Raw genomic sequence first — 14,268 nt, forward strand, 5'->3', positions numbered from 1 at the left:
AGTCTCAGCCTTCCCCTCGGGCCCGTGCCACCTGGGCCGCGATTTCCGGCGGCGGCCCCGCGGACACCGGTTGCCAGTGGTCCAGCACTGAATAGGCAATGATCCGCTCCTGCGAACCAAAGCGGGGGTTGCAACTGGTCATGGTCAGGAATCTTTCGGTCGGCCTGACACCGGGCCGCGAGGGCACCGGGAGCAGGACGTCAGCGTTAGAGGGCATCACGATCTGGTTGTTCCGGAAAACGTACACGTAGTAGCCGTCCCTGGTCTGGACGTAGATTTTGTCTCCCGGAACGAGGGTGTGGATATTGTCCAGCACGGCACCGTGCGTCTGGCGGTGTCCGGCCACCGCGAAGTTCCCTACCGCGCCCGGCATGGCGGTGCTTCCGTAATGGCCCAGGCCAAGGGTGTCCAGCACATCGGGGCTGGTTCCTTCAACGATGGGGCGCGTATAGTTCTCGCCAAACCTGGGGATGTACATGATGCCGATTGTCCCGCCGTGGCCAGGTGCCTGGGCCACCGGAGGAGTTCCATAGTCACGTGTCCCCGACGCTGCTGCCGAAGCTCCCGGGCTGGGGGCGGGCGCGGGAACCACCGGTCCGCCCAGTTCCCGGGCAAAGTCCTTGACTACCTCGCCCTGCCTGGCATCGGACGCGACGTTGGTCCACCACAGCTGCCATGCGACGAAGAGCAGGAGCACAATGCCGGCCGTTATCAGCAGCTCACCCATGACCTGGACAGCCCTTCGCAGGATTACGACGCCGGATGCCGGCGCGGCAGGGGGTCTGACCTTCTCCTGCAGTACCACGCGATCTCCTCCAAGGCGGGTGCGGTGGGCGATGGTGTGGCCTGAAGTACAGCTAGAATTGGCTGCTAGTAAGACTTCAGACTTGACCAGGAGCGCGCAGACCGCCGGCAATATTCCTGCTAGCAGGATATCAAGCCGGGAACGCCGTTCTTGATTCAGCCCGCCAAGGAGGACATGTGCCCGAGTCAAAGCCACGTAAGAAGACTGCCCGCGCGTCCGAGTCCGTCTCCGCGACGCAGGCGTACAAGCCCAATCCCGTGTGGTTCAAGCCTGTTATGTTCGGGCTCATGATCATCGGTCTCCTCTGGATCATCACCTTTTACATCAGCGAGGGAACACTTCCCGTGGGTGCATGGGGCTCGTGGAACATCGTGGCCGGGTTCGGCATTGCGATCGCTGGCTTCCTCATGACCACGCGCTGGCGTTCCTGACGGCCGTCCCGCTGCCATGACCCCGGACGGCATCATCATCGGCGACGACGGGCTCGCCCGTCCGGTGTGGGCCTCCGCCGATCCCCTCATGCGGGAGTACTACGACACCGAATGGGGACTTCCTGTCCGGGACGAACAGGGATTGTACGAGCGCATCAGCCTGGAGGCGTTTCAGGCCGGGCTGTCGTGGGCCACAATCCTCCGCAAGAGGCCGGCCTTCCGTGCGGCCTTCGCCAACTTCCATCCCGATACTGTGGCCGCTTTCACCGAGGCCGACGTCGAGAGGCTGCTCCAGGACCCCGGCATTGTGCGGAACCGGCTGAAGATCCGGGCCGCCATTACCAATGCCAAGGCCACGATTGCCCTCCGCGACGAGGGCGGGCTCGTGGATTTTGTGTGGAACTTTCAGCCCGCATCCACTCCTGCACCTGTGACCTACGCGGATGTTCCCACCACGTCGCCTGAGTCCATTGCACTCTCCAAAGCACTCCGGAAAAAAGGGTTCGCCTTCGTCGGGCCCACTACGATGTTTGCCCTCATGGAGGCCATCGGCATGGTGGACACCCATCTCATCGACAGCCACCGACGCGGAACGTCCGGCGTCTGGCACTGACAGCCCCGCTTCCGGCGTCCCACTCCCTGTCCACAGATGTTGGTAAGGATATCCACAGTGTTGATAAAGCCGGAGCCGGTTCCGGGCTCAAGAGCGGCTCAAGGCCTCTAGCGCGCCCTTTCCTTCGCGAAAAGGGCTGCTCAAGTTATTAACAACTGTGGAAAGTCTGTGGATAATGCGGCAGCCTAGTCTCTTTGCCGGCGGACAGGGTGCTGGCTCGTGATCGAAACCCGGTTGAACGCGTTCATCGTGATGGCCAGCCAGCTGACCGCGGAATACTGCTCAGCTGTCAGGTGATCGCGCGCATAGGCTTCCTCGGCTTCGCGGGTTCGCGCGTCAGGGAGGTTTGTGATGCTCTCGGCAAGTGCCAGGGCCGCCCTCTCAGTACCGTCAAAGAGCTCGGTGTCGCGCCATGCGGGGAGAACAGCCAGCCGCTGGCTGGATTCGCCACCCTTAAGGGCGTCCGACACGTGCATGTCCAGACAGTACGCGCAGCCGTTGAGCTGGGAGGTGCGGACGTACAGCAGTTCGATGAGCTTAGGATCCAGCCCAGCTTCAATAGCCGCTTCCCGCACTTTGAGTCCCAGGCCGTTGAGGGCACGCCATGATGCGGGATGGTATTTGTCCAGGTAGATATGTTCAGTGGTGCTCACGGCGTACTCCTCGATGAATAGGCCCGCCGGAAGCCACCGGCGGGCCTCAGCGCTGGCTGGCGGTCAGTCCGAGACTACACGCGGCCCGGACCGGCAGGCGGCACGTTGGCCCACATGCCGCGACAGCCACGGTGCGCGGGGCGAGGGTAAATCCAAGGTGAACCTGTGGGGCTTATCCACTTAACAACAGTCGAGTACCCACAACTTATCCACAGGTGGGGATAACCTGTGGGGAAGAAACTCCGAAATCGCCGCCATGTAGGCTTCAGGACCGTCTCCCGTCGTCGAACTACACGGCTGTAAGTTATTAACAAATGTGCATAACCCTGTTGAGAATAGGAGCGTGCGCCTGCCTGCCGCGTGTCAGCGGACCAGTGGTTCCGCTGATTTTCCGGGGATATCCGGCACTCCGTGAGTTTGTTGCCAGACGATCGGCACATATAGGATCCAACCCCTCCTGGAGCCGGAAAGTTGTCCACTTAACCACAGGAGGCCCCCACAGAGTTATCCACAGGTGTGGACCCAACTGTCGACAAAATGGGGAAAAGCGCCCTGCTACGGGGATTTCAAGACGCCAATTGGGGAACTACAGCAATGTAAGTTACTCACAGTGTGGATAACTCCTGTGGAAAAACGTGAACTCCAGGATTCCGGCCATGGGTTCAGGAGGCCACCGGTCCATGAGGTTACGGTCCTTGATGCCACGGACTACAGAGGCCAAAGCGTTCCAGAGGCGTGCGTCTGCGGCTACGGGAGGAACAGCCGGACCCGGGCCGATCCTCACCAGCCAGCCGGAGCGAGGGCGCAGGGTGCAGTACAGCGCGCGTCCCGGGCTGGAAGGTTACGGGAAGCAGGCTACGAGCTTCGGCCGGCCATGTGGATGGCGGGCAGGGGAGCTGCAGGGGAAGCGGTGAGGAAACCCTCAGCCGGCGATGATGCGGGACCAGGAAGCGAGGGCCAGCAGCGCCAAAACAGCGGCCAGACCGGCAAACTGCAGAAGGTGTTGGCGCGGGCCGCGGGGGACGTAAGCGATGGCGGCGGCGCACAGGGCACCGGTGACGAGGCCGCCAAGATGGGCCTGCCAAGCGATCTGGGGCACCAGGAATCCGATGACGCCGTTGATGGCAATGAGCACCCAGAGCTGTTTGGTTTCACCGCCTCTGTGACGCTGCACCACCAGCATGGCCCCGAAGAGCCCGAAAATTGCGCCCGAGGCGCCCACCACTCCCGTGAGGGGTTGGCCGGGGATGTAGCCGGGGGTCAGCAGGAGGTAGCCGACGGAGCCGCCGATCGCGGACAGGATATAGACGGCGAGGAAGCGGACGCGTCCGAGGAGCGGCTCCAGCGCCTGGCCAAACATCCACAGCATGTACATGTTCAGCACGATGTGGAGGATGAAGCCCTGCGAGTGCAGGAACGCCGACGTCAGCATGCGCCATGGCTCGAACACCCCGTACTCCGGGGTGGCATAGACGGTTGCGAAAGCCAGGTTCTGATAGACCTCGTCACCGGGGATCAGCCATTGCAGCACGTACAGCACCGCACACAGGGCGATGATCGCGAACGTCACCATTGGCTTGCCCGTCGCCACGGCACCGCCGTAGACCGTCCGGACTGCCGGCGTCGTACGTTTTGTTTCATTGACGCAGTCAATGCATTGGAATCCGACGGCGGCCGCCCGCTGGCATTCGGGGCATGCGGGACGCCCGCAGCGCTGGCACCTCACGTAGGAGGGCCTGTCCGGGTGCCGGGGGCACACGGGGACCTGCGCGGACGGCTCGACCGACGGAATTCCGTAACTCATGGTGTGGGTTAGAGCTGCTCGATATCGATGCTGTTGATCGTTACATCTTCGACCGGCCGGTCGCCCATGCCGGTGCGGACGCCTTCGATGGCGTCGACGACCTTGCGGGAATCCTCGTCAGCCACTTCACCGAAGATGCTGTGCTTGCCCTGCAGCCAGTCGGTGGGGATGGTGGTGATGAAGAACTGGGAGCCGTTGGTTCCCTTGCCCATCTGGATGCCGGCGTTGGCCATGGCGAGCTTGTAGGGGGCGTTGAAGGTCAATTCGGGGTGGATCTCGTCGTCGAAGCGGTAACCCGGTCCGCCGGTGCCGCGGCCCAGGGGATCGCCGGCCTGGATCATGAAGTCTTTGATGATGCGGTGAAAAATGGTGCCGTTGTACAGCGGCGTGCCGGTCTTTTCCTCGCCGGTCTCCGGGTGCGTCCAAGTCTGTTCGCCTGTGGCCAATCCAATGAAGTTCTTGACAGTCTTCGGCGCGTGGTTGCCGAAGAGGTTCACGACGATGTCGCCGAGGCTTGTGTGGATGGTTGCTTTTGCAGTTGCTGTGGCAGTCATACGGTCATTCTTTCACGGAGGGTCAACGCCGCACGGGGCAGCAAACGCAGTTCCGCGTTGGGTGAAATCCGCCCGCAATCCCCGGGAACGATAGCAGCACGGGTCATCCTCCACGTAGGCTAGCGACAGAACCGTCACATTAATCGGGAGGTAGTTGTGAAGAAAACGGATCGTATTGCCCACGAACTGGAGTTGTCAGTCAGTTCCGCAGTAGAGAACGCAAAAGACCGGGTGGAAGCCGCAGTGGACTGGGCTGTTCCCCGGCTGCAGCACGGCATCGACACCGCTTCCCCCAAAATCCAGGAAGGGCTCAAGTCCGCCGCCTACAACCTGGCTGACGGAGTTGCCGTCGTGACGCCGCGGATCCAGGACGGACTGGCGCACTTGGCACCGAAGATTCATGACGCCGTTGAGGGTGCCACACCGCGGCTGCACGAGGCCCTGGACAAGGCCACCCCCGTCATCACACAGGCCCGTGACCGCGTAGTGGTCGAATACCTGCCCCGGCTCTCCGACCAGATCGGCACGGCATCGGAAGTGGTCCACCGGACGCTGGAAAACGCTCCGGCCCGCGTCGACGCCGTGGCACAAAAGCTCGGCGACGTCGGCATCATCCACTCCCTTCAGGAACAAGCGCAGGTTGCCGGCACGCAGCTGAAGTCAGCCGCCTCGGAGGCGGGCCGTGCAGTCACAGGGAAGCAGCTGATCCAGCCGGAAAAGCCGAAGAAGCGCGGGCTGCTGATTGTTGGAGTGATCGCGGCTGCCGTTGCTGCCGGGGTTGCTGCCTGGAAGGCGTCCAAACCGGTCGAGGATCCGTGGAAGACCCCGGCTCCCGTTACTCCGGCTCCGTCCACCCCTGCCGCTGAGACTCCGTCTCCCGTGCCGGCCACTGCGGTTAAGGAGCCCACCACGGCAGAGGCCACGCCAGTGGCGGCCGCAGGCGCAGACGACACCGACGCAGGGTCAGCGGACAAGGCCAAGCACGTTGCCGGGGATTCCGGCACTGACACCGACGCCGGCACGGTGGCCGCGGACGCAAAGACCGCCGTGAAGAACATTGCCGCCAACATCGAAAACGGTGCCAGCAAGCCGGCTGACAGGTAAACAGCAACGTCCACGCCCAAGGGGCGTGTACCTGGAGGGGTCCCGCCTGACTGGCGGGGCCCCTCCTTTCTTCTGCCACGCATCTTTTCCGGGCACGTCTTTGCGGGGCGCGGTCACAGGGAAGGGGAAGAAAATCGATCGGTGCTAAATTTGAGGTGATGTCAGCCGATAGATCCTTTGAGGATGCCTCGCATGACGCTCCGCAGCTGCCGGGCGTATCCATCGTCATACCGGCGTACAACGAGGAAAGCGTCATCCGGCAATGCCTGATCGCCGCTGTGTATCAGTCGGTTCCGGCCCACGAGATAATCGTTGTGGACAACATGTCCAAGGACCGTACGGCGGACATCGTCCGGCAAATGCAGCAGGAGTATCCCGAGAGCCCCATCATCCTGCTGAGCCAGGACATGGAACAGGGCCTCATCCCCACGCGCAACTTCGGTCTTGACCACGCAACCGGGGATATCCTCGGCCGCATCGATGCCGATTCAGTGGTGGAACCTGACTGGGTGGAACAGGTCCAGAAGGCCTTTGCGGACCCGTCCACGCAGGCAGCCACCGGGCCTGTGGTCTATTACGACATGCCCATGCGCCGATTTGGCCTCAAAGCCGACGACAAAATGCGCCAGCTGATGCTGAAACTGGCCAAGCACCAGTACCACTTCCTTTTCGGATCCAACATGGCACTCCGTCGCGGGGCATGGGAGATCATCCGGGACGAAGCCTGCCGGGATGAAAAGGATGAGATGCACGAGGACATTGACCTGTCCCTGCACCTCGCAGAGCATGATCTGAGGATCCAGTACTGGCCTCAAATGGTTTCAGGCATGTCCGCCCGGCGGCTCGAAGACTCACCCCGCGATTACCGCTACTATGTCACGCGCTTCGACCGCACGTATAAGGCTCACAACGTGAAGAAGATGGCCCTCAAAGCGCCCATGGTGGTCTTCTTCTCGGTCTACTTTCCCGCCAAGCTGCTGCGCGCCATCCACACCGTCAACACCAGCCAGCCCGTCCGCCGCGGCGGCCAGTAGCTGCGGACCGGCGGGCCGCGCGGGAGGCTGTCCTCAGTCTGTCCCCAGCTCCGCCAGCGGCCGCTCTGCCGGCGGTTTTCCGCGCCCGGCTTTGCCGCCTCGCTGCCCTGCCACGACGACGGCGAGCCCCACCAGGATCAGTGCCAGGCCACCGTACGTCCCCGCTGGCAGCGTTTCCTCCAGGAAGATGGCAGCGAGCAGCGCCGCTCCCGGAATCTCCAGCAGGATGATCATGGAGACGAGCAGCGGACTCATGGTGGCCAGCAGGTGGTTGAAGGCGGTGTGCCCGATCAGCTGCGCGCACACGGTGATGGCTATGATGCCCATCCACCCGGCCGCCTCGAACCCTACGAGTGGCTGGTTGGCAAAGAGTGCCATCACCCCCACGAATGCCGCGCACATTCCGTAGCACAGCGTTGTGTAGGTTCCCGTTGTCATGCTCTGCCTGGCCCTGCCCCCTGCCAGCGTGTAAATGCCTGCCAGGAGGCCTCCAGCCACGGCCAGCAGGTCGCCCAGCAGTGCTTCGGGCGATGTTCCCATGTCAAAGCCGGTGATGGCTACGACGCCGCCGAACGCGATGCCCAGTCCGGCGAGGACCTGCCACCGGTGCTTCACGCCGCGGAACAGCTGTATGACGGCGATCCAGGCGGACTGCAGGCAGACAAGGGCCGTAGCGGCGGCGACGGAGGTCAGCTGGAGGGAGGTGATGAAGCAGGCGAAATGTAGTGCCAGGGCGAAGGCCGCCACGAGCGACCAGCGGAACTCCCGTCCGGTGACGCGCCCGAACTGCGCGGGTTCCCTGACCAGCGTGGGAGCTGCCATGACCGCGGCCCCCATCGCATTGCGCCAGAAGGCAATGGCCAGGGCAGTCACAGTAGTGGAACCGAGGGTCGCTGCGATGAGCGGTCCGGAGGAAGCCACGCCAAGGACGCCCAGGGCGGCGAGGAAGAAGGTCACGGTTACAGCGTAGTGTGCTGCTGCGGCTGCTCCGGAGCACCTAACGCCCCGGATTGGGAGGGACTTAAAGCAAAAAGTCCCGGCCATCTCTGGCCGGGACTTTCCTTATGGTGGAGGCACGGGGACTCGAACCCCGAACCCCCTGCTTGCAAAGCAGGTGCGCTACCAATTGCGCCATGCCCCCATAAGAAGCAACCCGTCAATCATACCCTAGTTCGGAAGGCTGTCTGACCAGCCTGCCTGCGGGTGTCCGGGCTATTCAACCGTGTCCGTTGAATCGCTCCAGACTGTTTTCCGGGCTTCGGACTCCTGCACTTTCCTGTAGAGCAGGACGCCTGCGATCGCAGCTGCAATTGCCAGCAACTTCTTCACACGCACCCCGTTCCGGTCAGTTTTACCTGATCCTTTACTTGAACCTGTGCAGGTTCCGTGGGCGTACCAGGACTTGAACCTGGGACCTCTTCGTTATCAGCGAAGCGCTCTAACCGCCTGAGCTATACGCCCCGATGCCTCATCGGGCCGAGACATGACTCTACAGCACATCCCGGCCCGATCTCAAATCGAGGCATTCCGTGGTCCTACATCCGCGGAATCACGGGGATTTCTAGTCGTCCGTCAGGGTGACGCCGATGCCGCCCACGAGGGTGGCGGAGATGTCGTACAGGACGGCTGAGAGCATGGACAGGGCCGTCAACAGCACCACGTTGACCACGGCAATGATGGTGGCAAAGGACGCCACCTGACCGAGGGAAGCAACCTTCTTCAATTCGAATCCGCCGCCTTCGGAGCCTGCGAGCGTGCCGAGCAGGCTGTCCACCTGGTCGAAGATGCCGGTCAGGTCCAGCACTGTCCAGAGCACGATGGCCGCCACCACGGTGACGATCCCGAGGGCCACGGAGAGCAGGAAGGCCATCTTCAGGACGGACCAGGGGTCCACCTTGCTGACCAGCAGGCGCGCACGGCGGACCTTGGCCTTCGGCGCCGGCTTGACGAGTCCGGGGGCACCTTGGCCTGGACGCTGGCCGGGAACGGCGGGCCGCTGGCCAGGCATCTGGGGACGTTGCCCCTGGGCTGGCCCTTGGCCCGGACGCTGGCCGGGAGCGGCTGGGCGCTGCCCCGGGCCGGGCTGTGCCGGTGCCTGTCGGGGAGCTGCCTGGCCGGGAGCGGCGGGCGGCTGTCCCGGAAGCCCCGACGCCGAGCCCGGGCTCTGAGCGGGACGCACCGGGGCGTTCACTCGTGGAGCGGCCGCCGGCTGCCGCATCCCGCCGCTACCGCTACTGCTCGGCTTGGGAAATGAGTCGGAATTACTCACTCGTTACCTCCGGTGTTGTCTTCGTTCAGCTCGGCATCGTTGTCCGCACCTAGGGATGCTGCGGGCACTGCCGACTCTGCCTCTGCTGTTTCTGCTTCTGCGGACCCGTGTGCTGATCCGGTATCTTCAGCCAACGTTACGTCATCCTCCAGAGATTCCTCTCCCTCGAGTCCGCGTTCGCTGTTCCGCGCCACCTCAATGATGCGGTCGTTCTTGTCAGGTTTCGCGAAGATGACGCCCATGGTGTCGCGGCCTTTGGCGGGAACCCCCGCCACGGCCGAACGGACCACTTTGCCGCCCTCCATGACCACCAGGACTTCGTCCTCTTCCTGGACAATGAGGGCGCCAACCAGGTCGCCGCGTTCCTCGGCAAGCTTGGCGACCTTGATGCCGAGCCCGCCGCGTCCCTGCAATCGGTACTCCTCGACTGCGGTCCGCTTGGCGTAACCGCCCTCCGTGACGATGAAGACGTATGAACCGTCGGTCACCACATTCGCGGCGAGAAGCTCGTCGTCCTCACGGAACTTCATACCCGTCACGCCGGAGGTGGCGCGGCCCATGGGACGCAGCGCGTCATCCGTCGCGGTGAAGCGGATGGACTGGCCCTTGCGGGAGACCAGCATGAGATCGTCTGTTTCGGAGACGAGCTGTGCGGAAACCAGTTCATCCCCGTCACGCAGGTTGATCGCGATTACGCCCGCGGACCGGTTGGTGTCGTAGTCTTCCAGCCGGGTCTTCTTGACGAGGCCGCGCTTGGTGGCCAGCACCAGGTACGGCGAGTGCTGGTAGTCCTTCAGATCCAGGACCTGGGCGATGTGCTCGTCAGGCTGGAACGCCAGCAGGTTGGCAACGTGCTGGCCCTTCGAATCACGGCTGCCCTCTGCGAGTTCATACGCCTTGGCTCGGTAGACGCGGCCAAGGTTGGTGAAGAAGAGCAGCCAGTGGTGCGTCGTGGTGACGAAGAAGTGTTCCACGACATCATCGCCGCGCAGCTGGGCGCCCCTGATGCCTTTGCCGCCCCGCTGCTGGGAGCGGTAGTTGTCGCTCCGTGTCCGTTTGACGTAGCCGCCACGGGTAATGGTGACCACCATTTCCTCTTCAGGAATGAGGTCTTCCATGGACATGTCGGTGTCGTATCCCATGAGGATCTTGGTGCGGCGGTCATCGCCGTGCTTCGCCACGATTTCGGCAAGCTCGTTGCTGATGATTTCGCGCTGGCGCTCTTCCGAAGCAAGGATCGCGTTGTACTCAGCGATCAGCGCTTCGAGTTCAGCGTGGCGGTCCTGAATCTTCTGGCGTTCCAGTGCCGCCAGCCGGCGCAGCTGCATGTCCAGGATGGCCCGGGCCTGAAGCTCGTCGATGTCCAGGAGTTGCATCAGCCCGTCACGTGCGGCCTCGGTGGTGTTGGAGGCCCGGATCAGCGCAATGACCTCGTCCAGCATGTCCAGGGCCTTCAAGAGGGCACGCAGGATATGCGCTTCCTCTTCGGCCTTGCGCAGCCGGTAGCGCGTGCGGCGTGCAATGACATCCAACTGGTGTGTGACCCAGTGGCGGATGAAGGCGTCAAGGCTTAGCGTCCGCGGCACGCCGTCCACGATGGCCAGCATGTTGGCGCCAAAGTTTTCCTGCAGCTGCGTGTGCTTGTAAAGGTTGTTCAGCACCACCTTCGCCACGGCGTCACGCTTCAGGACGATAACCAGGCGCTGGCCCGTGCGTCCGGAGGTTTCGTCGCGGAGGTCGGCGATTCCCTGGACCTTGCCGTCCTTGACCAACTCGGCAATTTTGATGGCCAAGTTGTCCGGGTTGGCCTGGTAGGGCAGTTCGGTGACCACCAGGCACGTTCGTCCCTGGAGTTCCTCGACGTTGACCACGGCACGCATGGTGATGGAGCCGCGGCCCGTGCGGTAGGCATCTTCGATGCCCTTGTGTCCGAGGATCGTCGCCCCAGTGGGGAAATCGGGTCCCTTGATGCGGAGCAGCAGCTCTTCCAGCAGCTGCTCCCGGCTGGCGGTGGGGTTGGCCAGGTACCACTGCACGCCGTCGGCCACCTCGCGGAGGTTGTGCGGCGGAATGTTGGTGGCCATGCCGACGGCGATGCCTGAGGAGCCGTTGACCAGCAGGTTCGGGAACCGTGCCGGGAGAATCGTGGGTTCCTGGTTCTTGCCGTCGTAGTTGTCCTGGAAGTCGACGGTTTCCTCGTCGATGTCCCGCACCATTTCCATGGCGAGAGGCGCCATTTTGGTTTCGGTGTAACGCGGTGCAGCCGCACCGTCGTTGCCGGGAGAACCGAAGTTGCCTTGTCCCAGTGCCAGCGGGTAGCGCATGGTCCAGTCCTGGATCAGGCGGACCAGGGCATCGTAAATGGCCGTGTCACCGTGCGGGTGGTACTGGCCCATGACTTCGCCCACGACGCGCGCGCACTTGTTGAACGAGCGGTCCGGGCGGTAGCCGCCGTCGAACATGGCGTACAGCACGCGGCGGTGCACTGGCTTGAGCCCGTCCCGGACATCCGGCAGTGCACGGCCCACGATCACGGCCATGGCGTAGTCGAGATAGGACCGCTGCATCTCGGTCTGGAGGTCCACCTGCTCCACGCGGTCGATCAGCAGGTCCCCCTCCAGCACTACCTCGGGGGTCTCCGCCGAGTCCGAAGGAACCTCAGGGGTTTCGTCACTCATAGTCTATGTTTTCCGTTTCAGGTATATGTCGGTTCAGGAATATCAGCGCAAATTGGCGCTAGATATCAAGGAACCGGACGTCCTTGGCGTTCTGCTGGATGAAGTTCCGGCGGGACTCGACATCCTCGCCCATCAGCACCGTGAAGATCTGGTCTGCGGCGGCCGCGTCCTCCATGGTGACCTGGAGCAGTGTCCGGTTGTCCGGGTCCATGGTGGTGTCCCACAGCTCCGTGTAGTCCATTTCGCCCAGACCCTTGTAACGCTGGATGCCGTTGTCCTTGGGGATGCGGCGGCCCGCGGCCTGCCCGGCCACCAGCCTGGCGTCGCGTTCACGGTCGCTGTAGACGTAGTCGTGCGGCGCGTTGGACCACTTGATCCGGTAGAGGGGCGGCTGCGCCAGGTACACATAGCCGTTTTCGATCAACGGGCGCATGTAGCGGAACAGCAGCGTCATGAGGAGCGTGGTGATGTGCTGGCCGTCAACGTCGGCATCGGCCATCAGGACGATCTTGTGGTAACGCAGCTTGGCGAGGTCGAAGTCCTCCCCGATGCCCGTGCCAAAGGCCGTGATCATGGACTGGACCTCGTTGTTGCCAAGGGCCTTGTCCAGCCTGGCCCGTTCGACGTTCAGGATCTTGCCCCGCAGGGGCAGGATGGCCTGCGTTTCCGGGTTCCGCCCGCGCTTGGCTGAACCGCCGGCGGAGTCACCCTCCACGATGTAGACCTCGCACTTTGACGGGTCCTTGGAGGAGCAGTCCGAGAGCTTGCCGGGCATGCCGAAGGACTCCAGCGGGCTCTTGCGGCGGGCATTATCCCGTGCCTTGCGTGCGGCCATGCGCGCCTGGGCGGCCGAAATAGCCTTCCGGATAACGTCCCGGGCAGGGCCGGGGTTGCGTTCCAGCCAGTCTCCCAGCTGGTCAGTAACCACGCGCTGGACGAAACCCTTGACCTCGGAGTTTCCCAGCTTGGTCTTGGTCTGGCCCTCGAACTGCGGCTCGGCGAGCTTCACCGAAATGACGGCGGTGAGGCCCTCCCGGATGTCATCACCGGTGAGGTTCTCTTCCTTTTCCTTGATGATGCTCTTCTCCCGCGCGTAGCGGTTAATGAGAGACGTCATCGCAGCCCGGAACCCCTCCTCGTGGGTACCGCCCTCATGAGTGTTGATGGTGTTGGCATAGGTGTGGACGCTCTCGGAGTACGCACTGGTCCATTGCATTGCCATCTCCACCGCGATGCGACGGTCCGTGTCCTCGGTCTCGAAGGCGATGACGTCCTCGTGGACCACATCCACTTTCTTGCCCGAGTTCAGGTGCTTGACGTAGTCCAGCAGGCCGTCGTTGTACTGGTAAACCACCGTGCGGTGGTCCGCATTGACTTCACCCTCGGTGGCCACGGCGTCGAGGTCGAGGTCCTCGTCGTCACTGGCAACAGCGGCGGCACGCTCGTCCGTGAGTGTGATGCGCAGGCCCTTGTTGAGGAAGGCCATCTGCTGGAAGCGTGCGCGCAAAGTCTCGAAATCGAATTCCACCGACTCGAAAATGCTCTCGTCCGGGTAGAACGTCTGGGTGGTGCCGGTGGTGTCTGTTTCCTCGCCCTTGACCAGGCTGCCCTGGGGCTTGCCTCCATCGGCAAACGACATGCGCCAAACGTGGCCCTGCCGGCGCACCTCGGTTTCCACCCTGCTGGAGAGCGCATTGACAACGGAGATACCCACGCCGTGGAGGCCACCGGAAACGGCGTAGCCGCCGCCGCCGAACTTGCCGCCGGCGTGCAGGATGGTCATGACCACTTCAACAGTGGGCTTGCCCTCGGTGGGATGGATGTCCACCGGAATGCCTCGGCCGTCGTCCGAAACTTTTACGCCGCCGTCGGCCTGAAGAACAATTTCAATGTGGGTGCAGTAACCGGCCAGAGCCTCATCCACAGAGTTGTCCACCACCTCGTACACGAGGTGGTGCAATCCGCGCAGGCCCGTGGAACCGATATACATGCCGGGCCGTTTCCGCACGGCCTCAAGGCCCTCAAGTACCGTGATGTCGCTGGCACCGTACTCCCGCGGAGTCACCGCTTCAGGGGTCACCGCGTCCGCCGGTGTATCAGGCGTTCGGGCATCCTCCAAGATGGTTTCCACTGCCTCTGCATTGTCGTTAGCCACGGGCGCTCTCGACTCCTCTGTATTTGATAATGGCCGGCCGATGCCGTCTCCCTAGGGAAAGGCTTCCGCCAACAGGCACGTCACTGATAGCGCCGGCTACTCGGTCGACTCGCGGAACCGTCTTCCGCTCGCTGGGGAAGCGTCGGAAAACGGACTCAGTCAACGTTT

Annotated in this window: 13 protein-coding genes and 2 tRNA genes; 4 read left to right on the plus strand and 11 right to left on the minus strand. The window is 63.0% G+C overall.

The window, feature by feature from the left end:
• Positions 1-4: 4 nt before the first annotated feature.
• The gene (locus AC5RUM_RS03800) at positions 5-805 is read right to left on the minus strand and encodes a class E sortase (protein WP_494033675.1); all 801 of its coding nucleotides are present in this window, start codon (positions 803-805) and stop codon (positions 5-7) included.
• 176 nt (positions 806-981) lie between these two features.
• On the opposite strand from AC5RUM_RS03800, the gene AC5RUM_RS03805 reads away from it, so the two are divergent.
• Positions 982-1,236, plus strand: a complete 255-nt coding sequence (locus AC5RUM_RS03805) for a cell division protein CrgA (RefSeq protein WP_494033676.1) — start codon at positions 982-984, stop codon at positions 1,234-1,236.
• 16 nt (positions 1,237-1,252) lie between these two features.
• Complete coding sequence (locus tag AC5RUM_RS03810) at positions 1,253-1,849, plus strand: DNA-3-methyladenine glycosylase I (protein WP_400576956.1); 597 nt, start codon at positions 1,253-1,255, stop codon at positions 1,847-1,849.
• 185 nt (positions 1,850-2,034) lie between these two features.
• Here AC5RUM_RS03810 and AC5RUM_RS03815 read toward each other — a convergent pair whose 3' ends face one another.
• From AC5RUM_RS03815 to AC5RUM_RS03825, 3 genes are all read right to left on the minus strand, one after another.
• Positions 2,035-2,502: a carboxymuconolactone decarboxylase family protein gene (locus tag AC5RUM_RS03815; RefSeq protein WP_494033677.1), complete on the minus strand. Its 468-nt coding sequence runs from the start codon at positions 2,500-2,502 to the stop codon at positions 2,035-2,037.
• Between the two features lie 922 nt (positions 2,503-3,424).
• Positions 3,425-4,306, minus strand: coding sequence for a rhomboid family intramembrane serine protease (locus tag AC5RUM_RS03820; RefSeq protein WP_494033678.1), 882 nt, complete (start codon positions 4,304-4,306; stop codon positions 3,425-3,427).
• 8 nt (positions 4,307-4,314) lie between these two features.
• Positions 4,315-4,860 (minus strand): peptidylprolyl isomerase, encoded by a 546-nt coding sequence (locus tag AC5RUM_RS03825; protein WP_494033679.1) that lies wholly within the window; start codon positions 4,858-4,860, stop codon positions 4,315-4,317.
• A 156-nt stretch (positions 4,861-5,016) separates the two neighbouring features.
• On the opposite strand from AC5RUM_RS03825, the gene AC5RUM_RS03830 reads away from it, so the two are divergent.
• Entirely contained in the window at positions 5,017-5,964 is a 948-nt protein-coding gene (locus AC5RUM_RS03830) for a hypothetical protein (protein ID WP_494033680.1), read from the plus strand.
• 158 nt (positions 5,965-6,122) lie between these two features.
• Positions 6,123-6,998: a glycosyltransferase family 2 protein gene (locus tag AC5RUM_RS03835; protein ID WP_494033681.1), complete on the plus strand. Its 876-nt coding sequence runs from the start codon at positions 6,123-6,125 to the stop codon at positions 6,996-6,998.
• A 33-nt stretch (positions 6,999-7,031) separates the two neighbouring features.
• On the opposite strand, the gene AC5RUM_RS03840 is transcribed toward AC5RUM_RS03835, so the two are convergent.
• From AC5RUM_RS03840 to gyrB, 7 genes are all read right to left on the minus strand, one after another.
• Positions 7,032-7,955, minus strand: coding sequence for a DMT family transporter (locus AC5RUM_RS03840; RefSeq protein WP_494033682.1), 924 nt, complete (start codon positions 7,953-7,955; stop codon positions 7,032-7,034).
• 108 nt (positions 7,956-8,063) lie between these two features.
• Positions 8,064-8,139, minus strand: a tRNA-Ala gene (locus AC5RUM_RS03845).
• 71 nt (positions 8,140-8,210) lie between these two features.
• The gene (locus tag AC5RUM_RS03850; RefSeq protein WP_494033683.1) at positions 8,211-8,333 is read right to left on the minus strand and encodes a DLW-39 family protein; all 123 of its coding nucleotides are present in this window, start codon (positions 8,331-8,333) and stop codon (positions 8,211-8,213) included.
• A gap of 52 nt (positions 8,334-8,385) precedes the next feature.
• A tRNA-Ile gene (locus tag AC5RUM_RS03855) sits at positions 8,386-8,459 on the minus strand.
• 100 nt (positions 8,460-8,559) lie between these two features.
• On the minus strand, positions 8,560-9,267 hold the full coding sequence (locus AC5RUM_RS03860) for a DUF3566 domain-containing protein (protein ID WP_494033684.1): 708 nt from the start codon (positions 9,265-9,267) through the stop codon (positions 8,560-8,562).
• Positions 9,264-11,945, minus strand: coding sequence for a DNA gyrase subunit A (gyrA, locus tag AC5RUM_RS03865; RefSeq protein ID WP_494033685.1), 2,682 nt, complete (start codon positions 11,943-11,945; stop codon positions 9,264-9,266). Before gyrA ends, AC5RUM_RS03860 begins: the two co-directional genes overlap by 4 nt.
• 58 nt (positions 11,946-12,003) lie before the next feature.
• Entirely contained in the window at positions 12,004-14,100 is a 2,097-nt protein-coding gene (gene gyrB, locus AC5RUM_RS03870) for a DNA topoisomerase (ATP-hydrolyzing) subunit B (RefSeq protein ID WP_494033686.1), read from the minus strand.
• Positions 14,101-14,268 lie beyond the last annotated feature (168 nt).

The sequence above is a fragment of the Arthrobacter sp. B2060 genome (assembly GCF_059090445.1).